Source organism: Catellatospora coxensis, from assembly GCF_016862635.1.
GTDB lineage: Bacteria > Actinomycetota > Actinomycetes > Mycobacteriales > Micromonosporaceae > Catellatospora > Catellatospora coxensis.
On sequence record NZ_BONI01000027.1, the window covers coordinates 24,895 to 51,869 of the forward strand.

Annotated in this window: 25 protein-coding genes; 18 read left to right on the forward strand and 7 right to left on the reverse strand. The window is 72.7% G+C overall.

Annotation, left to right across the window (positions count from 1 at the left end; genetic code table 11):
- The first annotated feature begins 7 nt into the window (after positions 1-7).
- From Cco03nite_RS17260 to Cco03nite_RS17285, 6 genes are read left to right on the forward strand one after another with little or no spacing between them, the layout of a single operon-like run.
- Entirely contained in the window at positions 8-1,306 is a 1,299-nt protein-coding gene (locus Cco03nite_RS17260) for an NAD(P)/FAD-dependent oxidoreductase (protein WP_203693128.1), read from the forward strand.
- Positions 1,303-2,730: a glucose-6-phosphate dehydrogenase gene (gene zwf, locus Cco03nite_RS17265; protein ID WP_203693129.1), complete on the forward strand. Its 1,428-nt coding sequence runs from the start codon at positions 1,303-1,305 to the stop codon at positions 2,728-2,730. The genes Cco03nite_RS17260 and zwf overlap by 4 nt, the downstream gene beginning before the upstream one ends.
- A gap of 31 nt (positions 2,731-2,761) precedes the next feature.
- Positions 2,762-4,357: a GMC oxidoreductase gene (locus tag Cco03nite_RS17270; protein WP_203693130.1), complete on the forward strand. Its 1,596-nt coding sequence runs from the start codon at positions 2,762-2,764 to the stop codon at positions 4,355-4,357.
- Positions 4,354-4,719, forward strand: a complete 366-nt coding sequence (locus Cco03nite_RS17275; RefSeq protein WP_203693131.1) for an SCP2 sterol-binding domain-containing protein — start codon at positions 4,354-4,356, stop codon at positions 4,717-4,719. The genes Cco03nite_RS17270 and Cco03nite_RS17275 overlap by 4 nt, the downstream gene beginning before the upstream one ends.
- A complete protein-coding gene (locus Cco03nite_RS17280; RefSeq protein ID WP_203693132.1) occupies positions 4,716-6,875 on the forward strand; it encodes an amylo-alpha-1,6-glucosidase in 2,160 nt (719 codons plus the stop codon). The genes Cco03nite_RS17275 and Cco03nite_RS17280 overlap by 4 nt, the downstream gene beginning before the upstream one ends.
- The gene (locus tag Cco03nite_RS17285; protein ID WP_203693133.1) at positions 6,875-8,098 is read left to right on the forward strand and encodes an MFS transporter; all 1,224 of its coding nucleotides are present in this window, start codon (positions 6,875-6,877) and stop codon (positions 8,096-8,098) included. The genes Cco03nite_RS17280 and Cco03nite_RS17285 overlap by 1 nt, the downstream gene beginning before the upstream one ends.
- 5 nt (positions 8,099-8,103) lie before the next feature.
- Here the strand turns inward: Cco03nite_RS17285 and Cco03nite_RS17290 are convergent, their stop codons facing one another.
- Both Cco03nite_RS17290 and Cco03nite_RS17295 read right to left on the reverse strand, forming a co-directional pair.
- Positions 8,104-8,796, reverse strand: a complete 693-nt coding sequence (locus tag Cco03nite_RS17290; protein ID WP_203693134.1) for an HAD family hydrolase — start codon at positions 8,794-8,796, stop codon at positions 8,104-8,106.
- Between the two features lie 93 nt (positions 8,797-8,889).
- Positions 8,890-9,510 carry a class I SAM-dependent methyltransferase gene (locus tag Cco03nite_RS17295; RefSeq protein ID WP_203693135.1) on the reverse strand — a complete coding sequence of 207 codons (621 nt, stop codon included), beginning with the start codon at positions 9,508-9,510 and terminating at the stop codon, positions 8,890-8,892.
- A gap of 136 nt (positions 9,511-9,646) precedes the next feature.
- On the opposite strand from Cco03nite_RS17295, the gene Cco03nite_RS17300 reads away from it, so the two are divergent.
- The 4 genes from Cco03nite_RS17300 to Cco03nite_RS17315 all read left to right on the forward strand — a co-directional run bounded on the left by Cco03nite_RS17300 (position 9,647) and on the right by Cco03nite_RS17315 (position 13,624).
- Positions 9,647-10,759: a hypothetical protein gene (locus Cco03nite_RS17300; protein ID WP_203693136.1), complete on the forward strand. Its 1,113-nt coding sequence runs from the start codon at positions 9,647-9,649 to the stop codon at positions 10,757-10,759.
- A gap of 132 nt (positions 10,760-10,891) precedes the next feature.
- Positions 10,892-11,836, forward strand: a complete 945-nt coding sequence (locus Cco03nite_RS17305) for a hypothetical protein (RefSeq protein ID WP_203693137.1) — start codon at positions 10,892-10,894, stop codon at positions 11,834-11,836.
- Between the two features lie 10 nt (positions 11,837-11,846).
- A complete protein-coding gene (locus Cco03nite_RS42885) occupies positions 11,847-12,986 on the forward strand; it encodes a sensor histidine kinase (protein ID WP_203693138.1) in 1,140 nt (379 codons plus the stop codon).
- Complete coding sequence (locus Cco03nite_RS17315; RefSeq protein ID WP_203693139.1) at positions 12,983-13,624, forward strand: response regulator; 642 nt, start codon at positions 12,983-12,985, stop codon at positions 13,622-13,624. Before Cco03nite_RS42885 ends, Cco03nite_RS17315 begins: the two co-directional genes overlap by 4 nt.
- Here Cco03nite_RS17315 and Cco03nite_RS17320 read toward each other — a convergent pair.
- Complete coding sequence (locus Cco03nite_RS17320; RefSeq protein WP_203693140.1) at positions 13,616-14,089, reverse strand: MarR family winged helix-turn-helix transcriptional regulator; 474 nt, start codon at positions 14,087-14,089, stop codon at positions 13,616-13,618. The genes Cco03nite_RS17315 and Cco03nite_RS17320 overlap by 9 nt on opposite strands.
- Before the next feature lie 20 nt (positions 14,090-14,109).
- Between Cco03nite_RS17320 and Cco03nite_RS17325 the strand changes: the two genes are divergently transcribed.
- Complete coding sequence (locus tag Cco03nite_RS17325; RefSeq protein WP_203693141.1) at positions 14,110-15,396, forward strand: glycosyltransferase; 1,287 nt, start codon at positions 14,110-14,112, stop codon at positions 15,394-15,396.
- 243 nt (positions 15,397-15,639) lie between these two features.
- Here the strand turns inward: Cco03nite_RS17325 and Cco03nite_RS17330 are convergent, their stop codons facing one another.
- Together Cco03nite_RS17330 and Cco03nite_RS17335 are read right to left on the reverse strand one after the other, a co-directional pair.
- A complete protein-coding gene (locus Cco03nite_RS17330) occupies positions 15,640-16,095 on the reverse strand; it encodes a hypothetical protein (RefSeq protein ID WP_203693142.1) in 456 nt (151 codons plus the stop codon).
- Between the two features lie 64 nt (positions 16,096-16,159).
- Complete coding sequence (locus Cco03nite_RS17335; protein WP_203693143.1) at positions 16,160-16,345, reverse strand: hypothetical protein; 186 nt, start codon at positions 16,343-16,345, stop codon at positions 16,160-16,162.
- An 85-nt stretch (positions 16,346-16,430) separates the two neighbouring features.
- On the opposite strand from Cco03nite_RS17335, the gene Cco03nite_RS17340 reads away from it, so the two are divergent.
- Positions 16,431-17,609: a Kelch repeat-containing protein gene (locus tag Cco03nite_RS17340; protein ID WP_203693144.1), complete on the forward strand. Its 1,179-nt coding sequence runs from the start codon at positions 16,431-16,433 to the stop codon at positions 17,607-17,609.
- Here Cco03nite_RS17340 and Cco03nite_RS17345 read toward each other — a convergent pair.
- Both Cco03nite_RS17345 and Cco03nite_RS17350 read right to left on the reverse strand, forming a co-directional pair.
- Complete coding sequence (locus tag Cco03nite_RS17345; RefSeq protein WP_203693145.1) at positions 17,606-18,223, reverse strand: cysteine hydrolase family protein; 618 nt, start codon at positions 18,221-18,223, stop codon at positions 17,606-17,608. The two genes, Cco03nite_RS17340 and Cco03nite_RS17345, sit on opposite strands and share 4 nt — an antisense overlap.
- Positions 18,224-18,291: 68 nt before the next feature.
- Positions 18,292-18,807 (reverse strand): DinB family protein, encoded by a 516-nt coding sequence (locus Cco03nite_RS17350; RefSeq protein ID WP_203693146.1) that lies wholly within the window; start codon positions 18,805-18,807, stop codon positions 18,292-18,294.
- Positions 18,808-19,260: 453 nt separating this feature from the next.
- Here Cco03nite_RS17350 and Cco03nite_RS17355 point away from each other — a divergent pair, with 453 nt between their 5' ends.
- The 6 genes from Cco03nite_RS17355 to Cco03nite_RS17380 all read left to right on the forward strand — a co-directional run bounded on the left by Cco03nite_RS17355 (position 19,261) and on the right by Cco03nite_RS17380 (position 26,974).
- Positions 19,261-19,491 (forward strand): hypothetical protein, encoded by a 231-nt coding sequence (locus Cco03nite_RS17355; protein ID WP_203693147.1) that lies wholly within the window; start codon positions 19,261-19,263, stop codon positions 19,489-19,491.
- Positions 19,492-19,573: 82 nt separating this feature from the next.
- A complete protein-coding gene (locus Cco03nite_RS17360; protein ID WP_203693148.1) occupies positions 19,574-20,311 on the forward strand; it encodes a hypothetical protein in 738 nt (245 codons plus the stop codon).
- Between the two features lie 41 nt (positions 20,312-20,352).
- Positions 20,353-20,775 carry a hypothetical protein gene (locus tag Cco03nite_RS17365; RefSeq protein ID WP_203693149.1) on the forward strand — a complete coding sequence of 141 codons (423 nt, stop codon included), beginning with the start codon at positions 20,353-20,355 and terminating at the stop codon, positions 20,773-20,775.
- A gap of 135 nt (positions 20,776-20,910) precedes the next feature.
- Complete coding sequence (locus Cco03nite_RS17370; protein WP_203693150.1) at positions 20,911-24,027, forward strand: discoidin domain-containing protein; 3,117 nt, start codon at positions 20,911-20,913, stop codon at positions 24,025-24,027.
- A 248-nt stretch (positions 24,028-24,275) separates the two neighbouring features.
- The gene (locus Cco03nite_RS17375; RefSeq protein WP_203693151.1) at positions 24,276-26,561 is read left to right on the forward strand and encodes a sensor histidine kinase; all 2,286 of its coding nucleotides are present in this window, start codon (positions 24,276-24,278) and stop codon (positions 26,559-26,561) included.
- Positions 26,555-26,974: a roadblock/LC7 domain-containing protein gene (locus tag Cco03nite_RS17380; RefSeq protein WP_373314267.1), complete on the forward strand. Its 420-nt coding sequence runs from the start codon at positions 26,555-26,557 to the stop codon at positions 26,972-26,974. Before Cco03nite_RS17375 ends, Cco03nite_RS17380 begins: the two co-directional genes overlap by 7 nt.
- Position 26,975: the final 1 nt, after the last annotated feature.

Here is a 26,975-nt window from a genome sequence, read left to right on the forward strand (position 1 = left end):
TGGAAAGATGAGCGGCGTGAGCGAGCGCAGCACCCACGTGGTCGTCATCGGCGGCGGATTCGCCGGAGTCGCGTGCGCCAGGACCCTGACGGGCCAGCCCGACATTCGCGTGACGCTGCTGGACCGCAACGGCTACCACCAGTTCCAGCCGCTGCTCTACCAGGTCGCGACCGCCGAACTCGACCCCGCCGACGTGTCCTACGACCTCGAGCAGATGTTCGCCGAGCACGACAACGTGCAGGTCCGCACCGCCGACGTCGTCGCGATCGACCCGCAGACCCACACCGTGTCGCTGGCCGACGGCGACACCGTCACCGGCGACGTGCTCGTGCTCGCCGCGGGCGCCCAGGCCAACTTCTTCGACGTGCCCGGCGCCGCCCAGCACACGTTCCCGCTGTACACCCTCGACGACGCGCTCAAGCTCCGCGAACGGCTGCGGGCCGTGTACACCGAGGCCGCCGCCGAAGGCCCGGCCGGCGCGGGGGAGATCACGTTCGTCGTCGTCGGCGGCGGCCCGACCGGTGTGGAGACCGCCGGCGCGCTGGCCGAGCTCGTCGGCACGATCCTGCCCCGCCAGTTCGAGAAGCTCGCGCTGATCCGCTCCCGGATCGTGCTCGTCGACCACGGCCACGCCGTGCTGGGCCCGTTCGGCCCCGAGGCGCAGGCCTACGCGGCGCAGCAGCTGCAGCGCCGCGGGGTCCGGCTGCGGCTGGGCGTCACCGCCACCGAGGTCGGCGCCGACCACGTCATCCTCGACGACGGCACCACCATGCCGACCCGGGCCGTGATCTGGGGCGGCGGTGTGTCGGCCGCGCCGCTGGTCGGCGAGAGCCGCATGCCCACCGGCCGCGGCGGGCGCATCGACGTGCGCCCCGATCTGACCGTCGACGGCCATCCCGGTGTCTACGCCGCCGGTGACGCCGCGAACATCCCCGGCCCGGACGGGCTGCCGCTGCCGCAGCTGGCGTCGGTGGCGCAGCAGGCCGGGCGAGCCGTCGGGTTCAACATCATCGCCGAGGCGAACGGGCGGCCGCGCAGCGCGTTCGCGTACCACGACAAGGGCATCATGGCGATGATCGGCCGGGGCGCGGCGATCGCCGAACTCGGCGCCCGCCACCACGAGCTGCACGGCCGGATCGCGTTCGCGGCCTGGCTGGGCATCCACGCCTATCTGATGGCCGACGCCAAGGCCGAGACCAACGCGTTCATCACCTGGGCCGAGGAGTTCTACCTGCACCCCGGCCACTGCCCGGAGCGGCTGCTCACCCCGCCCGTCACCGCATCTGCCGCCAGGAGCGCGTCATGACCGCACCCGCCACGCCCACGCCCGCCGACGTGTTCGTCATCTTCGGCATCACCGGCGACCTGGCCAAGGTGATGACGTTCCGGTCGCTGTACCGCCTGGACCGGCGCGGCCTGCTCACCTGCCCGATCATCGGCGTGGCCGGGCAGGACTGGACCGTCGAGCAGCTGCGCGAGCACGCCCGCGAGTGCATCGCCGGCACCGGCGAGACCGTCGACGACGCGGTGTTCGAGCGGTTCGCGGCCCGGCTGTCGTACGTGCCGGGCGACTTCACCGACGCCGGGCTGTACCAGCGGCTCGCCGCGGCGGTCGGCGACGCGAAGGCCCCGGTGTCGTACCTGGAGATCCCGCCGTCGCTGTTCGCGACCGTCGTCAAGGGCCTGTCCGAGGCCGGGCTCGTGCGCGCCGGGCGGGTCGTGGTCGAGAAGCCGTTCGGCCACGACCTGGCCTCGGCCCGGGAGCTGGCCGGCCGGCTGCACCAGTACCTCGACGAGTCGCAGCTGTTCCGCATCGACCACTTCCTCGGCAAGATGGGCACCGAGGAGCTGGTGTACCTGCGGTTCGCGAACGCGATGCTGGAACCGGTGTGGAACCGCGACCACGTCGACAGCGTGCAGATCACCATGGCCGAGAGCTTCGGCGTCGCCGACCGCGGCCACTTCTACGACCCGGTCGGGGCGCTGCGCGACGTCGTCGTCAACCACCTCATGCAGGTCCTGGCCGGCGGGGCGATGGAACCGCCCGCCGGGCGGCACCCCGACGCGATCAAGAACTGCAGCACCGCCCTGTGGAGCGCCGTGCTCGACGCCGACCCGGCGAACTACGTGCGCGGCCAGTACGACGGCTACCAGGACATCGACGGGGTCAAGCCCGGCTCGACGACCGAGACGTACGCCGCCCTGAAACTCGAGATCGACAACTGGCGCTGGTCCGGGGTGCCGTTCTTCATCCGTACCGGCAAGTGCCTGCCGGTGACCCAGACCGAGTTCCGGGTCGTGTTCAAGCGCCCGCCGCGGCTGGGCCTGCCCGCGTTCGCCGGGCAGATCCCCGAACCGGACCAGTTCGTCATCAAACTCGACCCGACCACCGGCGCGCGGCTGCGCCTGGACGCCCGCCGCGCCGACGCCGACGGACCCGAGCCGATCACCCTGGACATGGAGTTCGCCGCCGAGGGCGGCGAGGGCCCCACGCCGTACGAGGTGCTGCTGCACGCCGCGCTGCTCGGCGACGCGAACCGGTTCACCCGCCAGGACGGCGTCGAGGAGACCTGGCGCATCCTGCAGCCCCTGCTGGACCACCCGGCGCCGATCGAACCGTACGCCCCCGGCAGCTGGGGACCGGCCGGCGCGGACAAGCTCGTCGACGGCCACGGCTGGCGCGGCCCGTGGATCGTCGACACCGACCCGTCCAAGAACACCCAGGGATGACGTTTCCCGGGCAACGGTTGGGAGAACTCTGATGGACGCCTACGACGTGATCATCATCGGGACCGGCGCCGGCGGCGGCACCCTGGCCCGCTACCTCGCCCCGTCCGGCAAGCGCATCCTGCTGCTCGAGCGCGGCGACTGGCTGCCCCGCGAACCCGAGAACTGGGACACCGCCGAGGTCTTCGTCGACAACCGGTACATCTCCAAGGACACCTGGTACGACAAGCACGGCAACGGGTTCCAGCCGCAGGTCCACTACTTCGTCGGCGGCGCGACCAAACTCTACGGCGCGGCCCTGTACCGGCTGCGCCGCGAGGACTTCGGCCAGCTGCGCCACCACGACGGCGTCTCCCCCGCCTGGCCGATCTCCTACGAGGAGATGGAGCCGTACTACACCATGGCCGAGCAGCTCTACGAGGTCCACGGCAACCGCGGCGAGGACCCGACCGAGCCGCCCGCGTCCGGGCCGTACCCGTACCCGGCGCTGCACCACGAACCGCGTATCCAGCAGCTGTCCGACGACCTCGCGAGCGCCGGCTTCCACCCGTTCCACGCGCCGGTCGGGGTGCGGCTCAACGAGCAGAACATGCCGTACAGCATCTGCGTGCGCTGCCAGCACTGCGACGGCTTCCCGTGCCCACTGCACGCCAAGTCCGACGCGGAGACCCTGGCCGTGCGGCCCGCGCTGCAGGCGCCCAACGTCACGCTGCTCACCCACGCCCACGCCGTACGCCTGGAGACCAACCTGGCCGGCACCGCCGTCACCCAGGTCGTCGTCGACCACGAGGGCCACGAGGAGCGCTACGCCGCCGACATCGTCGTGGTGTCCGCCGGCGCCGCGAACTCCGCGAAGCTGCTGCTCATGTCCGCCAGCGACCTGCACCCGCGCGGGCTGGCCAACTCCTCCGACCAGGTCGGTCGCAACTACATGTACCACCTGTCCCAGGCCGTGCTGGCCCTGTCGCGCGAGCCCAACGAGACCCGGTTCCAGAAGACCCTCGGCCTCAACGACTTCTACTTCCGCGGGCCGGACTTCGACTACCCCATGGGCAACATCCAGATGATCGGCAAGTCCGAGCCGGACATGTACCGCGGCGAGAAGCCGCTGGCCACCAAGCTCGCCCCCAGCTGGGCGCTGGCCGACGTCGCCCGGCACGCCGTCGACTTCTGGCTGTCCACCGAGGACCTGCCGCACCCGGACAACCGGGTGACCGTCAACCGCGACGGCCACATCGTGCTCGACTACACCCCGAGCAACCCGACCGCCGCCAAACGGCTCTACCACCAGCTCAAGTCGATGCTGTCCACGATGCGGCTGCACGAGGACCACCTGGTGCACCGGTTCGCCTACATGAAGTCCGACATCCCGATCGCCGGGGTCGCCCACCAGGCCGGAACCTGCCGGTTCGGCGCCGATCCCGCGACCAGCGTCCTGGACGTGCACTGCAAGACCCATGAACTCGACAACCTTTACGTCGTCGACACCAGCTTCTTCCCCAGCATCGGCGCGGTCAACCCGGCCCTGACCGCCATGGCCAACGCCCTGCGCGTCGGCGAGCACATCGCCGGCCGCCTCGGCGTCAGCTACGCCGCACCCGCCACCACCGCCCCGGGAGCGCCGCGGTGACCGACGCCACCGCCGACTACTTCCACAGCCTCGGCGAACACGGCCGCTACCCGCTGCTGCGCGCCACCTCCGGCACCATCCGCTTCGACCTCACCGGCAACGGCCACGCCGAGCACTGGCGTGTCGCCATCGACCGCGGCCACATCCAGGTCAGCCGCGGCGGCGAGCACGCCGACTGCGTCGTGCACGTCGCCAAGAACCTGTTCGACGGCATGGTCACCGGCCAGGTCAACACCATGGCCGCCGTGCTGCGCGGCCAGATCGACGTCGAGGGCGAGCTGCACCTCATCGTCATGCTGCAACGGCTGTTCCCCGGGCGGCCGGCGTCGCCCGCAACGGCAACCCGGAGGCACAAGAAATGACCACCACCGGCTCTGTCAGCACCCTCGACGGCAACACGTTCGTCGTCAGCGACACCGCCGGCGACATCGACGCCTCACCCACCGAACCCAACGGCCTGTTCTCCTGGGACACCCGCTACCTGTCGCGCTGGGTGCTCACCCTCGACGGCCACCGCCTCAACCCGCTGTCCACCGACGACCTGCACTACTTCGAGACCCGGTTCTTCCTCGTGCCCGGCACCGGCACCGTCTACGTCGACGCGACCCTGTCGATCATCCGCCGCCGCGAGGTCGTCGACGGATTCCACGAGGAACTCACCATCCTCAACCACAGCGCCACGCCCGTCACCCTCACCCTGCGCCTCGACGCCGCCGCCGACTTCGCCGACCTGTTCGAGGTCAAGGACCACCTCAAGAAGAAGGGCAAGTACTACACCCGCATCGACGACAACCTGCTGCTGCTCGGCTACGAACGCCAGACCTACCGCCGCGAGACCCTCATCAACACCGCCGCCGCCACCCACGTCGACGCCGGCGGCCACACCACCCACAACTCCGCCGCCGCGATCGACGAGCACGGCATCACCTACACGGTGCAGCTCGGCGCGCACGGCAGCTGGAACACCGAGCTGCACGTCGGCTGCTCGCTGTGGGGCTGGGCCGCCAACCAGCGCGTCACCGCCCGCACCGAGACCGGCCACACCCGCAAGGACATGGAGGAGGACCTCGCCCAGTGGCTGGCCGAGGCGCCGAAACTCGAATGCGACTGGGAGCCGCTCAAGCACACCTACCGGCGCAGCCTCACCGACCTGGCCGCCCTGCGCTTCGCCCCGATGACCTCCGGCGAGCGCACCCTGCCCGCCGCGGGCCTGCCCTGGTTCATGACCATGTTCGGCCGCGACAGCATCCTCACCAGCCTGCAGGCCCTGCCCTACGCCCCGTCGCTGGCCGCCACCACCCTGGCCGAACTCGGCGCACGCCAGGGCAGCCGCATCGACGACTTCCGCGACGAGGACCCCGGCAAGATCTTGCACGAGATGCGGTACGGCGAGCTCACCGCCTTCGAGGAGCGGCCCCACTCCCCCTACTACGGCTCGGCCGACAGCACCGCGCTGTTCCTCATCCTGCTCGACGAGTACGAACGCTGGAGCGGCGACACCAAACTCGTCCGCGACCTCGAATACGAGGCCCGCGCCGCCCTCGGCTGGATCGACCAGTACGCCGACCTGCGCGGTGACGGGTACGTCTGGTACCAGACCCGCAACCCCGACACCGGCCTGGAGAACCAGTGCTGGAAGGACTCCTGGGACTCCATCTCCTACACCGACGGCCGGCTGCCCGGCTTCCCCCGCGCCACCTGCGAACTGCAGGGCTACACCTACGACGCCAAGAAACGCGCCGCCCGCCTGGCCCGCACCGTCTGGCACGACCCGACCCTCGCCGACCGGCTCGACGAGCAGGCCGCCGACCTCAAACGCCGCTTCAACCGCGACTTCTGGATCGAGGACCGCAAGTACTACGCCCTGGCTCTCGACGCCGACGGCGCCAAGGTCGACGCCCTGTCGTCCAACATCGGCCACCTGCTCTGGTCCGGCATCGTCGAGCGCCGCCGCGCCCACCACATCGTCGAACACCTGCTCGGCCCCCGCCTCTACTCCGGCTGGGGTATCCGCACCCTCGCCGAGGGCGAGGAACGCTACAACCCCGTCGGCTACCACGTCGGCACCGTCTGGCCGTTCGACAACTCGTTCATCGCCTGGGGGCTGCGCCGATACGGCTACAAGAACGAAGCCGCCCGCGTCGCCGCCGGCATCCTCGACGCCGCCGAGTTCTTCAACGGCCGCCTGCCCGAGGCCTTCTGCGGCTACGACCGCGCCGTCACCAAATACCCCGTGCCCTACCCGACCGCGTGCAGCCCTCAGGCCTGGTCCACCGGCACCCCGCTGCTGCTGCTCGGCACCATGCTGGGCCTGCAGGCCGTCGACGAGCACCTCGTCGTCGACCCCGCCCTGCCCGTCGGCATCGGCCACCTCGCCCTGCTCGACGTCCCCGGCCGCTGGGGGCACCGCGACGCCTACGGCCGCGGGCGCGTCCAGGTCCGCGCCGACGACCGCCTGCGCAAACTCCGGCCCCAGCTGTCCACCCTGCAGACCCTCGTCAACCGGCGCGAATCCTGATGGCCACCCGAACCCAGACCACCGTCGTCGACGTCGCCGGGGTCGTCCAGGGCATCGTCCTGGTCACCATCCCGGCTGCCAGCACCATCCTCACCGACCCCGCCCACTACGGCTTGAGCAGCGCCCAGTACGGCGCGATGTTCGCCCCGCAGGTCGTCGCCGCCATCGCCGCCGCGCTCGCCGGAGCCGGCCTCGCCCGCCGCCACGGCACCCACGCCGTCTACCTCACCGGCCTGGCCTGCTCGCTGGCCTCCATGGTCCTGCTGCTGGCCAGCGCGGCCGTCATGCACCAGCAGAACCTGGCCTATCCGCTGCTGCTCGCCGCCACCGCGTTCCTCGGCGCGGGCTTCGGCCTGGCCGTGCCCGCCCTGAACTCCCTGGCCGCCGCGTTCCACCCCGGCGCCGTCGACAAGGCCGTGCTCATCCTCAACGCGCTGCTCGGCCTCGGCACCGCACTGGCGCCCGTGTTCGTCGCGCTCTTCGTCGGCCTCGGCTTCTGGTGGGGCCTGCCGGTGCTGTCCACGCTGCTGCTCGTCGCCCTGATCGCGGTCAGCTTCCGGCTGCCCATGCACACCGGGGCACGCGCCGCCGCCGACGCCGCCCCCGCGCGCATACCCGCCAGGTTCTGGCTCTACGCGGCATTCGCCCTGCTGTACGGCATCTGCGAAACCGTCAACGGCAACTGGGCCCAACTCGACATGACCACCACCGTCGGCGCGAGCGCCACCACCGCGGCGCTCGCCCTCACCGCGTTCTGGGCCATGGTCACCCTCGGCCGGCTCCTGTTCGCCGCCATCACCCGGTGGCTGCCCGCCCGCGCCACCTTCCACCTGCTGCCGTTCGCCCTCGCCGGGGTCTTCGCCATCATCGCCTCACTGCCGCGCGGCCACGACGTCCAAGGCGTCCTGGCCTTCGGCGCCGCCGGGCTCTGCTGCTCCGCCCTGCTCCCGCTCACCATCAGCTTCGGCCAGGGCGAACTCACCGGCTTCACCACGGCCGTCGCAGGCGGCGTCATCGCCGCGTACCAGCTCGGCTACGGCATCGCCGCGTTCGGCGCGGGTCCGCTCGTCAACGCCGGCACCCCGCTGTCGCATCTGTACGGCATCGCCGCGTTCGTCGCGCTCGCCATGGGCCTGCTGTCGTTCGCCGTCGCCCACCGCCGGCCCGCGCCACCCGCCCTGCACCCGGCGCCGGCTCCCGCGCACGGTCCGAGCACGAGCTGACGCCCCTACGCCGCGCTCGCCCCGCGCTGCGGCACCACCCGGCCGGCCAGGGACTCCGACAGCTCCGCCAGCGAACCCACCACCGGCCCCGGCCACACCCTCGACCGGTCCGTGAACTCGGCCGTACGCACCACCGACAGGCCCACCGCGGCCGCACCCGCCAGCTCCCCGTCCGCGCCGTCGCCGACGAACACGCAGTCCTGCGGCGCGACCCCGAGCTGTGCCACGGCAGCCAGGTAGATGCCCGGCTCCGGCTTGGCGACCCCGGCCACGCACGAGAACACCGCCACGTCGAACCGGCGCGACAAGCCGCAGCTCGGCCACGCCTCGGCGACCTCCGCCGTCGCGTTGCTGACCAGGCCCAGCCGCCACCCCTGCGCACGCAGGCCGTCGAGTGTCACCAGGGTGCTCGACGGGGCCGAGTTCAGCAGCCACGAGGCCAGCTCCAGCCGCAGCGCGGCGGCGCGCCGCACCTGGTCCGCCGACGGCCTGCCGCCGAGCCGCCGGGCCAGCCGGCGTACCGTCTCCTCCGCCGACCAGCGCACCAGCCGCTCGCGCCACGAGTCGTGGTACGCGTAGACCATCGCGGTCGGGTCCACGCCGACGATCTCGCCCATCCTGGCCACGACCCGGTCCCGCCGCGCGTCCGCGCCGTCGAGCAGCGTATGGAACAGGTCGAACAGAATGGTCCCGGGCACGGCCGAAGGCTACCAGCCGCTACCCGCCCGCTCACCCAGCGTCATGACCGCCGTCACCAGGCGGGAACGGCTGAATCGGGTGGGCTGTGGCGGTCACCACGGCCGGCGCAGGGTCAGCGACTGGAAGGTGAACTCGCCGACGGCGACCGTGTGGAAGTCCTCGACCTCGAAGCACGCCTGCACGAACGCGAGCAGGGCGTCGTCGGTGCGCCAGGCGAAGAAGCGCTGCGGCTCGTGCCGGTCGGTGGCCAGCACCCCCTCGTGGTGCCGCCCGCCCCACACGCCCAGGAAGAACAGGCCGCCGGGCACCAGGACACGACGGATGTTGCCCAGCACCGCGGGCAGGTCGGTGTCGGGCACGTGCAGCAGGCAGTTCAGCGCGTACACGGCGTCGACGGACGCGTCCGGCAGGCCCAGGTCGAGGAAGTCGGCGACCCGGGCGTCCACGCCCTTGGCCCGGCACCGGGCCACCATCTCCGGGGACAGGTCCACCGCGACGACGTCGAACCCGGCGTCCATGAAGTGCCGGCTGTCCTGGCCGGTTCCCGCCCCGAGCTCCAGCAGGCTGCGCCGCTGCTCGGCGTGGAGCCGAGCGGTGAAGGCGGCCCGCTCGGCGACCTTCCAGGGCTCCTTGTCGTGGCTGTCGCGCTCGGCTGCGCCGCCGTCGTAGGCCTGCCGCAAATCCGCGAGCACGTCGCCGTACCGGATGTTCATGAGGCTCCCCCGCACTCCGAATGCGGTTCAGCGTAAGGGCGTGCGGCCGGCGGTGCCAACGCGCACACTCGCTACACCGTCCTAGGGGGCTGGTCCACTGCCGCGGTCGGCCGCCAGCGGCTACGCTGCGCAGTTGATGTCCACACCGCCCCCCGAAGAGACGACCCGGCCCTGCGCGTACTGCGGCAAGCCGGTCACGCAACGTGCCGCCGCTGGACGGCCGTTCCGCTACTGCCGCGACAACGACGGCGCCTGCCAGGCTGCCGCGCGGAACAGCCGGCTGCGCCACCGCAACTCCCCCGGCCTCGCCGGGCAGGTCGCCAAGGCGTACGAAGTCGTCGAGAAACTCGAGCAGGTCGCCGAGACACTTGTCGAGGCGCTCGAGGCCGAGCTGTCCCCCACCGGCGTTGAGCGCCAACTCGCGGAGGTCCGCGCCGAGGCCGCGAACCAGGTCGCGGGAGCGCACACCGAACGCGACGAGGCCCGCCACGACGCCGAACGCGCCGCCCGCCTCGCCCGCGAGGCAGCGGACTCCGCCACCCGCGCCAAGGCCGACGCGGAACTCGCGGTGCGCGAAGCCACCACGCAGGCCGAGGTCGCCGTACGGGAGGCCCGCGAAGCGGCGGAGGCGGCGGTGGCGGCCGCCCGGGCACACGCCACCGAGCAGCGTGCGCTCGCGGAGCAGTCCGCCGCAGCCGCCGCCGAGTCCGCCCGCGCCGCGGATGCGGCATTCGCCGAGCGCGACACCGCCCGGCGCGACCACTCCGCGGCCGAGGCCCTGCGGGCCGAGGCCTACCGCGACCGTGACGCCACCCGGGCCGCCGCCGACCAGGTGCAGGCCGCTTTCGACCTGGCCCGTGCGGCCGCGGAGGAGGCCGGGCGCGAAGCCGAGGCTTCGAAGGCCGAGCTGGTCCACGCACGGCAGCAGGCTGCGGCCGCCGAGGCCCAGGCCGCTGCGGTACGGCAGGAGCAGGCGCAGCAGCTCGCCGCGCTGCAGTCCGAGCTGGCGGCGGCACGGACGGCGGCCGCAACGGCGGAGGCCGCCCGGTCGGCTTCGGAACTCCTGGCGCAGCAGCGGCAGACCGACGTGACCGTGCTGACCGTCCAGCGCGACGCCGCCGTGGCTGAAGCCGTAGCTCTGCGCGCCCGGGTCGATGAGCTGACCGGCCAGGTCGGACAGCTCGCTGGAACGCTCACCCAGCTCACCGCCAAGCTGACCGTGCCCGCCCAGGCCGAGCCGAGCGCCTGACGGACCGTCCGCCGCGGTTGGCGATGACCAGTCGGGCCTCCTGCTGTCGGAGGAGGGGCGGCCGGTGGCAGGAGGGCGGTACGGCCTCGCGGCAGGAGTCGCGGCAAGGCCGTTTCCGCGAGCGTCGAGGGTATGAATCCTCTCTCGCGCACCACCTCCTGCCTGCGTACGGCGCTGCACGGCAGCCGCGCCCTCACCTGGCTGTCCGCCCTGATGGCGGCGCTGCTCGTGGTCTCCGTCGTCGGTCTGGTCGTCGACGGTCGCACCGTCGGCGGCCAACCCGCGTGGCTGAAGCCGGCCAAGTTCGCCGTCTCATTCGCGGTGTACGGGCTGACCCTGGCCTGGCTCATCGGCCACCTGCGGCGGGGCCGCCGGGTCGCGCGCTGGTCGGCGTACGTCATCGTGGTGACGGGCGTGCTGGAGGTCGGGATCATCGTGTTCCAGGCCGCGCGTGGCCGGGCCAGTCATTACAACGAGGCCACCCCGCTGGACGAGGCGCTGTGGCAGATCATGGGCCCGACGATCATGGTGTTGTGGGTGGCGACCGTCGTGCTGGCGGTGCTGCTGTGGCGCGACGGCATGCCGGACCGGGCGAGCACCTGGGCCGTGCGGCTGGGCATGGTCCTGCTGCTGCTGGGCCTGCTGCAGGGATTCACGATGGTGGTGCCGACCGCGGAGCAGCTCGCGCTGGACGAGCAGGGTGTACAGACACTGATGGGCGCGCATGCGGTCGGGGTCGCTGACGGCGGTCCGGGTATGCCGCTGACGGGCTGGAGCACCACGGGCGGCGACCTGCGGATCGGGCACTTCGTCGGCATGCACGGGCTGCAGGCGTTGCTGCTGTTCGTGATGGCGCTGCCCGCGCTGGTCGCGGACGTGGTGCGGCGTACCCGGCTGGTGTTCGTGTTCGCCTTCGCCTATGCCGGGCTGCTCGCGCTGGTCACCTGGCAGGCGCTGCGCGGCCGGCCGCTGTTCGCGCCGGACGGGCTGACGCTGCTGGTGGCGGCCGGGTTGGCAGCGGCCACGGTGGTCGGGGCGGTCTTCGCGTGGCGGTCGCCGCGGCCGGTGTCCGGTTAGGATGGCGGCCATGCTGTGGGTGGGGCGGCTGTTCGAGCAGCGGTACGCGGTGCTCCGCCTCACCCTCGTGGTCCTCAGCGGCGTCGGCTATCTCACCCTGACGCCCGAGGGCCGGGCGGTGGGCACCGTCGACCTCGCCCTGGCGATCGGGGTGCTGCTGTTCGGATACCTCGAGGTGAGGTGGCCGTTCGCGGCGGTCGTCAGCGCGACGCTGGCGCTCGGGGCGGGCGCCGTCGTGGGCGGTGGCAACGACACCGTGCCGACGGTGGGGCTGGCGTGGGCGATGTTCGAGCTGGGCGCGCGCAGCGGCGGCTGGCGGGTGTGGACCGGCCTCGGCCTCGGCATGGTCGCTCACCTGGTGTCCGACCACGGCGAGTTCGTCGACACCCCGCAGACCGTCGTGTACGGGGCCGCTGCCGCGGTGGCTGCACCGCTCCTGCTCGGGCTGCACGTGCGGGCGCTGGGCGAGCTGAACCGGCAGGCCGCCGTGCGTGCGGCGCAGGAGCAGACGCGGGTGCGCGCCGACGAGCGCGCCAGCATCGCCCGCGAGCTGCACGACCTGGTGGCGCATCACGTCGCCTCGATCGTGCTGCGGGTGGCGGTGGCCCGCGACGTGCTGCCGCCGGCCGATCCGCGGGTGCGCCAGGTGCTCGACGACGTGCATACGACCGGTTCGAGCGCGCTGGCCGACCTGCGCAAGCTCGTCACGGTCCTGCGCGATCCGGACACCGCGCAGCAGGTGCTGTTCGTGGACCCGGAGGGTCTGCCGGTGGCGTTGCGGGCCGCCGTGGAGCGCAGCGCCGGCATCGGCCTGAACGTGCAGGCCGACATCGACCCGGAGGTGGTCCGGCTGGACGCGCGTACGGCGCTGGCGCTGCTGCGCCTGACCCAGGAGGGTCTGGCGAACGTGGCCCGGCACGCGGGGACGGCGGCGCGGGCGCGGCTGTCCATCCGGCTCGGTGGCGAGCTGGTCGCGTTCGAGTTGCGCGACTTCGGCGGTCCGGTGTCGGCGGGGCAGGCCGGTGGCGGGCACGGGCTGGTGGGCCTGCGGGAGCGGGTCGAGGTGCTCGGTGGCAGGTTGCAGGCCGGTCCGGCGGATGCGGGCTGGCTGCTGCGCGCGTCGCTGCCGGCGTCGGGGGTGGCGGCGTGATCCGGGTCCTGCTCGTGGACGACCAGCAGCTGGTGCGGGCGGGGCTGCGGATGCTGTGCGAGTCGGTGCCGGACCTGCAGGTCGTGGGCGAGGCCGCGGACGGCGCGGCCGCGGTGCGGCTGGCCGAGCAGCTGCATCCCGACGTGGTGCTGATGGACCTGCGGATGCCCGGGGTGGACGGCACGACCGCGACGGCGCGCATCCTGGCTCATCGGCCGCCGGCGCGGGTGCTGGTCCTGACGACGTTCGACGACGACGAGCACCTGTATCCGGCGCTGGCGGCGGGCGCGTGCGGGTTCCTGGTCAAGGATGCGAGCCCGGACGAGCTGCTGGACGGGGTGCGGCGCGCGGCGGCGGGCGACAGCCCGTTCAGCCCTGCGGTGCTGCGCCGCCTGGTCGAGCAGGCGGTGCGCCATCGGCAGGCGCCGGTCGTGGCGCCCGATCTGCCGGGTGTCACCGATCGCGAGCGCGAGGTGCTGGCCCTGGTCGGTCAGGGCCTGTCCAACCCGGAGATCGCGGCGCGCCTGCACCTGGGGGTGACGACGGTAAAGACGCACGTGGCGAACCTGATGACCAAGACCGGCAGCGCCAACCGGGTGCAGCTGGCCGTGCACGCCGCGAACGCGGGATCACGGTAGGCGGCGCTGGTCCAGGGCGTGCACGAGGCGGTCGGTGAGCGCGGCGAAGGTGCCTAGTTCGGCGGGTGACAGGGCGGTGAACCAGCCCGCCACCGCGGCGTGGTCGCCGTCGTCGCGGGCGGCCCAGTAGGCCCGGCTGGCTTCGGTGACCGCGAGCAGTTTGCGGCGGCCGTCGGCCGGGTCGTCGCGTACCTCCAGCAGGCCTTTGCGTTGCAGGGCCTGGACGAGCTGGGCGACGTTCTGGTGGGTGCTGCCCAGACCGGCGGCGGCCTGTTTCAGCGAGGGTGTGCCGAGCGCGCCGACCAGGGTCAGCAGCGCGGCCTGCTGGGTGGTCAGCCCGTCGGCGCGCAGCCGCTCGTCCATCAGGTATCGCAGCCGTTGGGCCAGGTAGAGGGTGGCGCGGAAGGCGCGCACGGGCGGGGCGAGGTCGTCGTCGAGGAACGGGGACTTGTCGGGTGTGGACATGCGCAATATATTACCTAACTATGGCCGAGGAACACCAGATCGTGCTGATGCCGCACTGCGGCTACCTTTCCGAGACCTCCCGGATGATCGAGATCCACCGGGCGCTGGCGCGGCGCGGCGCGAGCGTGCGCATGGCCACCCACGGCGGCACCTACGAGACGCTGCTGCGCGAAGCGGGCATCGACTACGACATCGTCGGCCCGCACATGAGCCCGGCCCGCTCGGCAGAGGTCGTCGCGAACGCCACCGGCCTCGGCGACCCGCGGCAGAGCATCTACCCCGACGACGAGCTGGAGACCTACGTGCGCGCCGAGGGGGCGTACTGGCGAGAGCACGGGGTGCGCACGGTCGTCACCGGATACACGCTGACCACGATGCTGTCCACCCGCCTGGCCGGCGCCGCGCTGGTGACCGAACACGCCTGCTGCTGGGTGCCGCCCGCGTTCGAACGCGGCCTGGTGCCCGCGCCGACCTGGCGGGCCACCCGGCGCCTGCCCGGCTGGGCGGGACGGCTGATCGCCAACCGGATCCTGCCCCGCACCCGCTTCTACTGCGACGGCTTCAACCGCGTCGCGGTCCGGCTCGGTGTCGAAGGCGTGCCCAGCCTCGGCGCGCTGGTCCTGGGCGACCTGGCCCTGGTGCCCGAGGTCCCGGAGGTGTTCGGGGTGCCCGCCGCCGAACTGGAGGCATGGCGGCCCCGCGGCCGCCGCATGCGGCCCTCGACCCGGCTGCGCTACAGCGGGCCGCTCTTCGCCCACCTCGACGTGCCGCTGCCCGAGCACGTCGCCGAGTTCCTCGACCGGCCCGGCCCGACCGTGTACGTCGCGGTCACCTCCACCTCGCCGCGCTTCGTCCGGCGCGTCGTGCAGGCCCTGCGGCCGCTCGGGGTGCGGCTGCTCGTCGCGGGGACCGTGCACGACCTCGGTGACCTCGCCGACGAGCGGACCTGCGTCGGCGGCGTGCTGCCCAGCCACCTGGTGATGCCGCGGGTCGACCTCGCCGTCACGGCCGGCGGGCAGGGCAGCGTGCAGACCGCGATGGCCTGCGGCACGCCGCTGCTCGGCATCCCGCTGCACGCCGAGCAGGACCTCAACGTCGCGCTGGTCCAGGCCCGCGGCGCGGCGACGGCGATCTCACCCCACCGGGCCGGCACCGCACGGCTGACCCGTGTCGCCGCGCGAATGCTGGCCGACCCGTCCTATCGGGCGGCGGCCCGCCGCATCCGCGACGTGTACGCCGCCGTGGACGGTCCCGGCAACGCCGCGGAGGCGGTAACGGAACTGACCGCACAGCGCTCGGCCGTCTAGGTTCCGGACATGACCGCCATCAGGAAACGCTGTACGAGCGCGACGACGTCGTGCAGATCCTGGACGACGCCGATACACCCGTGATGTGGCGGCCGCTGAGCAGCTTCGACGAGACGACGCCGCTTCTACCCGACCGGCCTTTCCGACCTCCTCGCGAAATGAACGGGGGCACGAGGGTGGCGGCACCGGTCCGGCCAGTGCGGTACGCACCATGTGGCGGGACCGGCGTTGGCCCGCTCCGGGCTAGTCCAGCAGCCAGGTGCGCAGCTGCGCGCCGTACGGGGTCAGCATGGACAGGGCCGCCGCCGCGGACAGCACCGTGCCGGTGAGCAGGCGCGCCGCCGCGCCCCGGGTCAGGCTCTCCCGCTGGCCGGCGAACTGGAAGAACCCGACCAGCGCGCCGATGAAGCCGAGCACGACGATCAGCGACGTCATCACGATCCACCGGCAGATCTCGACCAGCCAGGCCAGCGGATTCCAGGCCGAGTCAGGGCCCAGCGGCGGGTTCCAGTCCTTGGGGTCGCCGTAGCGTTCCAGGCCCGGGTCGGCCAGGCCGGCCCAGTCGCCGGTGCCGGCCGCCGCGGCGAGCAGCAGCGACCCTGCCCCGAGCAGCAGGATCGCCACGACCGAGTACTGGAACCACACGATGAGATGCCGCCCCCGCCGGGTCGGCGCGGGCTCCGTCGACTGCACGTCCATCCGCGCGAGGCTACGCCACCGGCCGCGCCGGCGCTGACCTTGCCCCCGTACCGTCACGGACAGGTCAGTCGAAATCGAAGATCGAGTTCTTGTCGTAGAAGTGCAGGATGTAGCGGCAGTTCTTGCAGATCAGCAGGGTCATCCGGTGGGACGTGAAGCCCCACCGGCTGTCGAGGCGTCCCAGCTCCTGCTGGAAGTCGTTACCTTTGCACAGCGGGCAGCGCAGCACCGGGAACTCGGAGGTCGTCATGGACCGGCACGATAGCCAGCTCCGTCCAGCGGCGGGATCCCGCCCCGGCGGGAACCTCCGGCCGGATCGGACGGTCGAAGCGCCCATGACCCGCGCCCGCACCGCGCTCGCCCTGGCCGCCATGCTGGTCCTGGCCTCCTGTTCGGCCCGTCCCGCGCCGCCGTCCCCGGTCGGGCCGCCGTCCCCGGTCAGGCCGCCGGGGGGAGCGGCGGTGGGCTGGCGGGAGCTGCCGGGCTCGCCGCTGAGCCCACGCGCCCTGGCGCTCGGGCTGTGGACCGGCCAGGAGGCGCTGCTGGTCGGCGGCATCGACGAGCCCTGCCCGCCTGGCGCGGACTGCGCGGGCGACCCCAGCCCGCTGCTGGCCGCCGCGGCGGTGAACCCGGACACCGGCCGCTGGCGGGTGCTCGCCGAACCGCCGGTGGCGCTGCGCTGGATGCAGGGTGCCGTCGTCGGCGGTGCCGCGTACGTGCAGGGGCACACGGTCGGCAAGGAGGGCGCGCTGCTGGTGTACGACATCGCCGCCGACAGGTGGGAGCGGGGCTCGCTACCCGCCTCCAACGGGCTGACCCTGGTCGCGGGCGGTGACCTGTTGTACGCGGTGCGGGGCAGTGAGGAGACGGAGCCGGGGCCCGACTATGTCTACCGGCCGGGCGAGCACGCCTGGGCCGAGCTGCCCGCCGACCCGCTGGGCGCGGGCTACGACCGCACGATGGCGTGGACGGGCCGCGAGCTGGTGCTGTTCGACCGGAAGATCGTGCCGAACCCGGGGGCGGACGGGCCTTCGGTGGCCCGCGCGGCGGCGTTCGACCCGGCGCTCGGCACGTGGCGGCGGTTGCCGGACTCGCAGCAGCTGTCCACCGGGCCGTGGTTTGCCGACGGCGGCAGGCTGATCGACCCGGCGCTCGGCGGCGCGGACGGCGGCCAGGTCGGCAACTGGGGTCGGGTGTACCCGTACGGCGGGGTGCTCGATCCGGCCGCCGGCGCGTGGTCGGCGCTGCCCGGTGCGCCCGGCGCGGGGCCGGGTGGCGGGCACGGCAGCGTCTTCGGCGCGACGTCGGCGGTGTACGCGGAGCGACCCGGCCCGGTCCTGAACGCCGCGACCGGGCAGTGGGGCGCGATCCCGCCGCTGCCGCAGGCCGAGGTCGCCGACAGCACGGTCGTCGCGGCGGGCAACCGGATGCTGGTGTTCGGGGGAGCCCGCTGGCCGGACGGCGGCAAGGCCGAGCTGAGCGCGCGGGCCTGGATCTGGACGCCGCAGGGCTAACCGGCCAGTGCCTTGACCAGGCTCGCGGTGTCGGTGATCTCGTTGGCGACGGTGGGCCCGTTGATCTCGTGCGCGGCGTGCATGGCCTCGAAGCTGAACGCCGCCGTCGCGTCGCGGACCAGCGTGATGTGGTAGCCGGCCTCCATGCCGAACCGGGCGGTGGACTCCACGCACGTGTTGGCGATCAGGCCGATCAGGATCAGTCTGCTGACGCCGTGCTGTTTGAGCTGCACGTCCAGGTCGGTGTTGGCGAAGCCGCTCTGCGCCCAGTGCTCGTGCAGCACCACGTCGCCCGGCTGCGGCTCGAAGTCGGGGTGCCACTGCCCGCCCCAGGTGCCCTTGGCGAACAGCTGGATGCCGGCCGCGCGCAGCAGGTACGGGGTGGCGTTGCGCCACTGCTCGTAGTCGCCCGGCCGCCAGCGCCGGTGCCGGGAGTAGAAGATCTGGATCCCGGCGGCCCGCGCGGCCGCCATGAGCTGCCGCATGTGCTCGATCAGGCCGACCGTCTCGGCGACCTCCTTGAGCTGCGGCCACCGTTTGCCGCCCTCGCTGATGAAGTCGTTGTACGGGTCCGTGATGATCAGGCCGGTCGTCGCCGGGTCATAGGTGGCCATGGCTCTCCCCCGAAAGCGCAGACCACCCGAGCGTACGCCGCTGTGCGGCGGCGTACGCCGGTTCGGGGTCAGCCCATGGTGCGCTGGCCGTCGATGGTCTCGCGGATGATGTCGGCGTGCCCGGCGTGCTGGGACGTCTCGGCGATCAGGTGCAGCGCCACGCGGCGCACCGACCAGGCCGCGCCGGGCTCGAACCAGGGCGCCTCCGGCAGCGGGTGGGCGGTGTCGAGGTCGAGGGTGGTCAGCAGCTCGTCGGTGTGCCGGGCCACCTCCTCGTACGACTTGAGCAGGCTCTCGACCGTCTCACCGGCGGTCATCCTGAACCCGTCGGCCCAGTCGACCTCGCCGCCGTCGCCCGCGCCCATGCCGGACGCGCCGCCGACCGCGAAGTTCATCCACTGCTTCTCCGTCGCGGTGACATGCTTGATCAGCCCACCGACGCTGAGCGCGCTGGCGGTCGGGGTGGCGGCGGCCTGCTCGTCGCTGAGGCCCTGCGCGGTGTAGCGCAGGAAGTAGCGGTGCTTGCCGAGCGTCTGCAGCAGGTCGGCGCGCTCCCCGGTGACGGTCTTGGCGGATTCGGACATGAAACGACCCCCATCGTTCGGTTGATACGGCCTCACCCTATGGGCCAGGTCCGACAATCCGGGCCTGGGCGGCCCACCCGAACGTGTCGCATTGTCACAATGTATGGGACAGGATGCGTCCATGTCGCGGATCATCCTGGCGCAGCTGCGCCGCCGCGCGGCCCGCTCGGTCGCGCTGCTGACCGGAGTGCTGGTGGCGACCACCGGTTTACCACCGCGCTGGCCGCCGCCGGGGTGGGGATGCCGGCGACCGGGCTGGCCGCGGTCGCGCCTGCCCTGGCGCGGCAGCGGATCCCGGTACCGCGGCTGCTCGCCGAGGAGTGATGTCCTGATTGCTGTGGGTAGAGGGGGTTTCGCACCGGCCGAGACCCCGCTACCCTCCTCCGAATGACTGTCTCGGTACGACGTTTGGCCGTACTCGTACACACCCTTTTGGTTGTCCCGCTGATAGCGGTGTTCGTGGTGGTCGGCTCGGGGCAGCCCGGCGGCCTCACCACCGTGCTGCTGAGCATCCCGGTCCTGCTCGGCGGCGCGCCGTGGAGCATCCTCACCGCCCAGTTCACCGAGCACGCGTCACCGGGGGTGTTCGAGTTCCTCGTCGCGTTCCCGGCGGTGCTCAACCTCGCCCTGCACGTCGGCATCGGCGAGTACCTCGCCCGCAGGCGTGCGGCACTCGCCGCCTGATCCCGCAGCCGGGCCGGCCGGGAACGCCCCCACGACCCCGACCGGCCCGGTTAAGATCTCCGCCGACACACGGGGGATCTTCATGGAAACGTCGCCGCTCACACCATCGGTCGGCATCGGAACACGGGCGGCGCGGGGCGGCAGGCGAGCACTGGTCGCCCTGGCGGCCACGGCGCTGGCGGCCCTGGCCGGCTGCACGCCCGGCGGGTCGTCCACGCCATCCGGGCCGGGGCCCGGCGAGCCGATCCCCTGGGTCGCGCCGAGTTCGAAGCCCCGCCCGGGCGCCGACGACCGCGTCACGGCCGCGCTGCTGACCGCGGACCGGATCGGCGGACTGCCCGCCATCGGCGAACCGAAGAACTTCATCATCGAGCCGCAGCTCTGCGACCAGCAGCCGGAGACGTTCAAGGAGACCAGCGCGTCCGCGGCAGCGATGTGGCAGGACGGCGACGTGCGGGTGGTTCAGGGAACCGTCTCGTTCCGCACTGCGGTCGCCGACGCCGCGGCCGCCGTGGCGGAGGTGCGCGCCAAGGCGACCTGCGAGTCCTTCACGGCGCGCGACGGGCGGCACGTCCTTGTCCGGGTGCCCGACCTGGCACCGGTCGCGGGCGTCGACGCCGCCCATGTCGTATGCGAGGAACTGCGCGGCGACGAGCGCGGCAGGGGCGATGCGGTCCGCGGCGCCCGGTGCACCGCGCTGCTGGCTCGCGACGACGTGATGAGCGTGCTCTACGCCATCGCGCTGACGCGGGAGCGGGCGGAGTCGCTCGCCCGCGTCGCGGCGGGCCTGTCCGCGGCGACCCTGGTCAAGGCCTGGTGACACAGCGGTCCTTTGTCGCAGCGGGCCTTTATGATGCCGCCGTGTCCGATCTGACCTCCGGCGCGGGCTGGACCCCGCCGCAGCCACCGGCCTGCGACTGCGTGGAGCACATCGAGGAGGTCCTCGACGTCGTCATCGCCAGCAGGTACCCCGATCCGCCGTCGATGACGGTCCGGGAACTGCTCGCGACCGGTGACCTGTCGGTGAAGCCGATGACCGAGCGCTGGCTGGGCGGCCACGACGAGGGGCCGCTGCACTGGAACCTGTGGGCCGGTGACGAGGCGCGCTGCCTGTACGCCGACGACGCGCAGCTGAGACTCGACAGGTCGCTCATGGAGCGGCCCGGCGTCGAGCGCGTCGAGTGGGTGGACCGCGAGATCCTGCTGATCGGCGCGCCGAGCATGTGCGCGGACGGGGTGCTGGCCGCGGCGGCCCGCGCGCTGGAGGATCCGCGCGTGCGCTGAGCCGCGGCGCTTGACTAATCGGGCTGTTTCGATGACTCTGTCGGGAGAGCGCTCTCCAACAGGTCCCGCCGACTCCGTGGCCGTCCCCCACACCCGGCAGGGCCTGTCCCGTCCCGTCTCCATCAGGAGCAGCCCATGTCGCTCAGACCCACCCTCCGGCTGCCGTGGCGCAGCCGGGCGGGCCTGGCGGCGGCCGTCGCCGTCGCGCTCGCACTGCTCGCACAGTCCCTGACCGGGGTGCCGGCCCAGGCCGCCGGTCCGCTGATCTCCCAGGGCAAACCGGTCCTCGCCTCGTCCATCGAGGGCGCGGGCACGCCGGCCGCCGCCGCCGTCGACGGCGATCCCGGCACCCGCTGGTCCAGCCAGTTCAGCGACCCGCAGTGGATCCGCGTCGACCTCGGCGCGACCGCCGCGATCGACCAGGTGAGACTCGTCTGGGAGGCGGCGTACGCGACCAGCTTCCAGATCCAGGTGTCACCGGACGGCAACACCTGGACGAACATCCACTCGACCACCACCGGCACCGGCGGCACGCAGACCCTCGCCGTCACCGGCAGCGGCCGCTACGTGCGCATGTACGGCACGGTCCGCGCGAACGGCTACGGGTACTCGCTGTGGGAGTTCCAGGTGTTCGGGACCATCGGCGGCACTCCGCCGAGCCCCAGCGCCAGCCCGAGTCCCCCGCCCAACCCGGGCGGCACCCCGATCTCGGAGTTCAAGAAGGTCGAGGCGTCGTCGTACGAGGGCGGCAACGCCCCCGCCGCCGCGCTCGACGGCCGTACCACCACCCGCTGGTCCAGCCAGTTCAGCGACCCGCAGTGGATCCGGATCGACTTCGGCGGCACGGCGACGGTCTCCCGGGTCGTGCTCAACTGGGAGTCGGCGTTCGCGCGCGGCTACCGGATAGAGACGTCCAACGACGCGGCCACCTGGACCACCATCCACTCGACGACCACCGGCAACGGCGGCACCGAGACCCTGAACATCAGCGGCAGCGGCCGCTACCTGCGCCTCTACGGCACCGCACGGGCCACCGGCTACGGCTACTCGCTGTGGGAGCTGCAGGTGTTCGGCACCCTGAACACGTCGGCGACCACCCCGCCGCTGCTGTCGGGACCGACCCGGCCGCCGGGCACGGCCGGCCAGTTCGCGCTGACCGGCCCCGCCGACGCGGCCATGGTCACCACCACCCGCCGCCCGGCGCTGAGCTGGAACGCGGTCGGCGGCGCGGCCCGCTACCAGGTCTGGATCAACATCAGCCGCACCGACTACGACTTCACCCAGCCCGGCAACCTGATCGACCTGTACACCAAGGTCGCCGAGCCGACCGGCACCACCTACACCCCCACCTGGGACCTGCCCGACCGGTGGACCTACAAGTGGTACGTCGTAGCCGTGAACAGCTCGGGTGGCACCATCCAGGTGTCGAACATCCGGCGATTCAGTGTCTACCTGCCGGTGCTGGAGAACGTCGTCGACGGCGTCAACGTGCTCAACGGCAGCCGTGACCTGAACAAGAACGGCACCATCGAGCCGTACGAGGACTGGCGGCAGCCGGTCGAGACGCGGGTCAACGACCTGCTCGGGCGCATGACGCTGGAGGAGAAGGCCTACCAGATGTTCTACAACGCCCAGACCTTCAACCGGTCGGGCTGGCACTTCGGCCCGGCGGAAGGACCGGACCTGCACAGCTTCCTGACCTCGTCGGCGGCGACCCGGCTGGGCATCCCGTTCGTGTCGGCGGGCGACACCATCCACGGCTACAAGACGACCTACCCGACGCAGAGCGCGCTCGCGGCGACCAGGAACTACCCGCTGGCGTACAAGCTCGGCGACATGCAGCGGCGCGAGCAGCTGGAGGTCGGCACCCGGGGCGTGCTCGGGCCGCTGGCGGAGGTCGGCACGAAGGTGCTCTACCCGCGCATCCAGGAGGGCAACGGCGAGAACGCCGACGTGGCCGCCGCGCAGGTGCGGGCCCTGGTCGCCGGGCTGCAGGGCGGTCCGGAGCTGAACCCGGCGTCGGTGCTGGCCACGGTCAAGCACTGGCCCGGTGAGGGCGCGGGCGGCGAGGCGCTGATCGTGTACGACGCGGTCACGATCAAGTACCACATGATCCCGTTCCGGGCGGCGATGGAGGCCGGCGCGGTCAACATCATGCCCGGGTACGCGGGCAGCTCGTTCCTGGACCCGGGCGGCCCCGGAGCCGGTGACAGCGCGCCGATCCTGGCGTACCTGCGCAACAACCTCGGGTTCACCGGTCTGATCACGACCGACTGGCTGCCTTCGGGCTCCTGGGTCGGCGCGGCCAAGGCCGGCTCGGACGTGATGGGCGGGGCCGACCCGGGCGCGCCCGGCTACTCCATCGCCACGTTCACCGCCGGGGTCCCGGCGGCGCGCATCGACGACGCGGTGCGGCGCATCCTGCGGCTGAAGTTCCAGCTCGGCGTGTTCGAGGCGCCGTACGGTGACCCGGTCAACGGGCCGTACCGGATGCACCAGCCGTCCTACACCGCGCTGGCCAACCAGGCCTCGCGGGAGGCGATGACGCTGCTGAAGAACAACGGCGTGCTGCCGCTGCGCCTCAACGCGGGCGACAACATCGTCGTGGCCGGTCCGCGGGCCACGGACGCGCTCGCCTGCTGCATCTGGACCAGCTACTTCCACCAGGAGTACGGGTCGAAGAACATCATCGACGCGATCCGGGCCAGGGCGGCGACGGCCGGGGTGAACGTCTACCAGGACACCGGTCCCGCGCCGAAGGTGGCCGTCGTCGCCGTCGGCGAGGGCTCCTACACCCACGGCACCAACTGGGTGAAGGAGCAGCCGTACCTGCCCGCCGACCAGCTCGCGGTCATCCAGAACTTCCGCAACCAGAACATCCCGGTCGTGGTCGTGCTGGTGATGCCGAGGCCGTACGTCATCACCGACTGGGACGGGCTCCCCGGGGCGACCGTGGTCACCTACCGCGGCGGCGAGGAGATGGGCCCGGCGCTGGCGTCGCTGCTGTTCGGCGACTACGCGCCCAGCGGCAGACTGCCGTGGCAGCTGCCCCGGGCGCTGACCGACGTGCTGCGGCCCGGGGGCAGCGACGTGCTCGCCGACGCCACCGAGGCCTGGGACCTGCCGTACGACCTGGGTGCGACCACGGCCCAGCGCAACGAGATCCGGGCGCGGATCGACGCCGGGCAGACGGTGCCGACCACCTACGGCAACCCGCTCTACCCGTACGGAGCCGGTAGAACGGGCTGGTGACAGTCCCACCCGGACGGCCGTCCCGTGACACGGGGCGGCCGTCCGGCCGTGTGCGCCCCCGGATCGGGCGAGCGCGAATCGGCCTCACGGCCGAGCTTTCGGGACCGTCGCACGCCGTGTGCGATCAGGGCGGAAACGGCGTTGCTACAACGGGTCGCGACTTCCCCTGAACACCCCGTCGCGCCCCGTCCACCGCGGGACGCGAGCACCACCGCCACCCCCACAGCGTCCTCTCCCGAGCGGGTGACATGAACGAATCCGACCCCCGACCACCCCGCAATCCCGGCCTGCGCAACAAGATCTTCGCCGTCCTCGCGTCGCTGGTGGCGCTGTGGGCGTTCGCCGCGTACGTCACCGTGGGGCAGGGGCTCAGCCTGGTCTGGCTGGCCGCGCTGGAGCAGCAGGTCGCCAAGCCGACCGAGGCGCTCATCGCGGCGATCCAGGCCGAGCGCCGCGAGTCGGTGACGTTCGCCGCGTCGGGCACCGCGGGCGACCGTGACGCGCTCGACGCCGCCCGGATCGGCACCGACCAGGCCGAACGCCGCCTGCGCCAGGCGCTGGAGGGCACCATCGCGCAGTGGTCGACCAGCGAGGCCAGCGACGGGCGGCTGGCCGACCTGCTCGCCGCGCTGGAGGGGCTGCCTGAGCGGCGCACCGAGCTGGACCGGGGCGGCCTGGACCGGGTGCGGGCCAGCGCCTACTTCACCGGCCTGGCGCAGCTCGGCTTCGACGTGTACGGCACCTATACGGCCTGGGACGACTCGGAGGTCATCTTCCACACCTCGACGCTGGTGCTGCTGACCCACTCCCAGGAGATGATCTCTCGTGAGGACGCGGTGCTGTCCGGGGTCATCGGCGAGAACCGGTTCACCGAGGCCGACCGGGCGGCGTTCACCGAGCTGGTCGGCGCGCAGAAGTACCTGTCCACGCAGGTCGTCGAGCGGCTGCCGCAGCCGGACAAGGGGCAGTACACCCGGCTGCTGAACAGTCCCGCGATGCTGGCGCTGCAATCGCTGGAGAACGAGGTGATGCGGGCCCCGCCGGGCGCGGCTCCGCTGGCCGACCCGGCGGCGTGGCGGGCGGCGGTCACCGGCGCCATCGACGCGGTGCGCACGCTGGTGCTCGACCTGGCCGACGCGACGGTGGTCCGGTTCCGCCCGGCGGCGATCGGCATCATCGTGCAGCTGGTGCTGGCCGCCGGGCTCGGGCTCATCGCCGTGGTGCTGTCGATCCGGTTCACCATCCGGTCGCTGCGCTCGCTGCAGGCGCAGCTGGCGCAGCTGCGCGCGGCGGCGCTCGATCTCGCGCAGGTGCGGCTGCCGCGGGTGGTGGAGCGGCTGCGGGTCGGCGAGGACGTCGACGTCGGCAAGGCCGCGCCGCCACTGGCGTTCGGCGACGACGACATCGGGCAGGTGGGCCGGGCGTTCGACGTGGTGCAGCAGACCGCGATCCAGGCGACCGTCGACCAGGCGGAGCTGCGCCGCGGCGTACGCGACGTGTTTCTGAGCCTGGCGCACCGCATCCAGACGCTGGTGCACCGCCAGCTGAAGCTGATCGACCTCATGGAGCGGCAGGCCGCCACCGACGAGGAGCTGGCCAAGCTGTTCCAGATCGACCACCTGGCCACCCGGATGCGGCGCAACGCGGAGAACCTGGTGGTGCTGTCCGGTGTGCCGGCCAGCCGCACCTACCGCAGCACGGTGCCGCTGGTGGACGTGCTGCGCGGCGCGCTGGCCGAGGTCGAGGACTACCCGCGGGTGCGGCTGCGAGCCGCGGAGCCGGCCGCGCTCGCGGGTCATGCCGCCGGTGACGTCATCCACCTGCTGGCCGAGCTGATGGAGAACGCGGTGACGTTCTCCCCGCCGACCACCGACGTCGACGTGATCGGCCGGGCCGTGCCCGGCGGATACCTGGTGGAGATCAGCGACCGCGGCCTGGGCATGACCGGCCTGGCCCTGCAGGACGCGAACCGGCAGCTGGCCGACCCGCCGGAGTTCCAGCTAGCCGGGGCGGCACGGCTGGGTTTCTACGTGGTCGGCCGGCTGGCACGCCGCCACCAGGTGGCGGTGCAGTTGCGCCGGTCGGCCCACGACGGGGTCACCGCGGCCGTGGTGCTCCCGGCCGAGCTGATCGCCCGGACCGCGCCCGAGGTCGGCGACCGGCCCCGCGAGCGGCTGCTGGCCACCGTCGCGGCCGCGGCCGCGCTCAACCCGAACGGCCGGCGTCCGGCCGGGCAGCCCGCCGGGACGGGTCCGGCTGCGGCCGGGACGCAGGCCGCCGGGGAGGACAAGGTGACCCCCGCCGGGTTGCCCTGGCGGGAGAAGCGGCCCAAGCGGGTCGTGCCGCGCCCCCGCGACACGGCCGAGGCTGAGCAGCCCCGCAACGACGGCCCGGCCTACCCGAACGGCCGCGATCCGCGGGAGGTCGGCCGGTTCCTGGCGGCGTACGCCGACGGGGCGCGGCAGGGCCGCGAGCAAGCCGAACTGACCGGACCGACCCCGACCGCAGCACATCCGGAAGGACCAGCATCGTGACGGAGAAGACCGCAGCGACCGTCGACCTCGCCTGGCTCGTGGACGACCTCGTCCACCGGGTCGTCGAGGCCAGGTACGCCATCATCCTGTCCACGGACGGGCTGCTCATCGCCACCTCGGCGGGGCTGGCCAAGGCCGACGCCGAGCACCTCGCGGCGGCCGCGGCCGGGCTGAGCAGCCTCGCGCGGGGCGCGGGGCGGCACTTCGGCGACAGCGTGGTGCGCCGCACCATGATCGAGTTCGGGACGGGGTACCTGTTCGTCACCTCGGCCGGCAACGGCGCGTGCCTGGCCGTGGTGTGCGGCAGCGACATCGACGTGGGCGTGGCCGCGTACGAGATGGAGATGCTGGTGGTCCGGGTGGGCCAGTACATCACCACGCCGGTGCGCCAGCCCGCTACGGCGCAGGGCTGAC

Coding starts and splice junctions, on each gene's coding strand:
- Cco03nite_RS17340 (WP_203693144.1), top strand. CDS start 16,431: ATGACCCGCGCCCGCACCGCGCTCGCCCTGGCCGCCATGCTGGTCCTG.
- Cco03nite_RS17260 (WP_203693128.1), top strand. CDS start 8: ATGAGCGGCGTGAGCGAGCGCAGCACCCACGTGGTCGTCATCGGCGGC.
- Cco03nite_RS17305 (WP_203693137.1), top strand. CDS start 10,892: ATGAATCCTCTCTCGCGCACCACCTCCTGCCTGCGTACGGCGCTGCAC.
- Cco03nite_RS17345 (WP_203693145.1), bottom strand. CDS start 18,223: ATGGCCACCTATGACCCGGCGACGACCGGCCTGATCATCACGGACCCG.
- Cco03nite_RS17270 (WP_203693130.1), top strand. CDS start 2,762: ATGGACGCCTACGACGTGATCATCATCGGGACCGGCGCCGGCGGCGGC.
- Cco03nite_RS17335 (WP_203693143.1), bottom strand. CDS start 16,345: ATGACGACCTCCGAGTTCCCGGTGCTGCGCTGCCCGCTGTGCAAAGGT.
- Cco03nite_RS17285 (WP_203693133.1), top strand. CDS start 6,875: ATGGCCACCCGAACCCAGACCACCGTCGTCGACGTCGCCGGGGTCGTC.
- Cco03nite_RS17300 (WP_203693136.1), top strand. CDS start 9,647: ATGTCCACACCGCCCCCCGAAGAGACGACCCGGCCCTGCGCGTACTGC.
- zwf (WP_203693129.1), top strand. CDS start 1,303: ATGACCGCACCCGCCACGCCCACGCCCGCCGACGTGTTCGTCATCTTC.
- Cco03nite_RS17325 (WP_203693141.1), top strand. CDS start 14,110: ATGGCCGAGGAACACCAGATCGTGCTGATGCCGCACTGCGGCTACCTT.
- Cco03nite_RS17295 (WP_203693135.1), bottom strand. CDS start 9,510: ATGAACATCCGGTACGGCGACGTGCTCGCGGATTTGCGGCAGGCCTAC.
- Cco03nite_RS17330 (WP_203693142.1), bottom strand. CDS start 16,095: ATGGACGTGCAGTCGACGGAGCCCGCGCCGACCCGGCGGGGGCGGCAT.
- Cco03nite_RS17360 (WP_203693148.1), top strand. CDS start 19,574: ATGGAAACGTCGCCGCTCACACCATCGGTCGGCATCGGAACACGGGCG.
- Cco03nite_RS17375 (WP_203693151.1), top strand. CDS start 24,276: ATGAACGAATCCGACCCCCGACCACCCCGCAATCCCGGCCTGCGCAAC.
- Cco03nite_RS42885 (WP_203693138.1), top strand. CDS start 11,847: ATGCTGTGGGTGGGGCGGCTGTTCGAGCAGCGGTACGCGGTGCTCCGC.
- Cco03nite_RS17280 (WP_203693132.1), top strand. CDS start 4,716: ATGACCACCACCGGCTCTGTCAGCACCCTCGACGGCAACACGTTCGTC.
- Cco03nite_RS17350 (WP_203693146.1), bottom strand. CDS start 18,807: ATGTCCGAATCCGCCAAGACCGTCACCGGGGAGCGCGCCGACCTGCTG.
- Cco03nite_RS17370 (WP_203693150.1), top strand. CDS start 20,911: ATGTCGCTCAGACCCACCCTCCGGCTGCCGTGGCGCAGCCGGGCGGGC.
- Cco03nite_RS17320 (WP_203693140.1), bottom strand. CDS start 14,089: ATGTCCACACCCGACAAGTCCCCGTTCCTCGACGACGACCTCGCCCCG.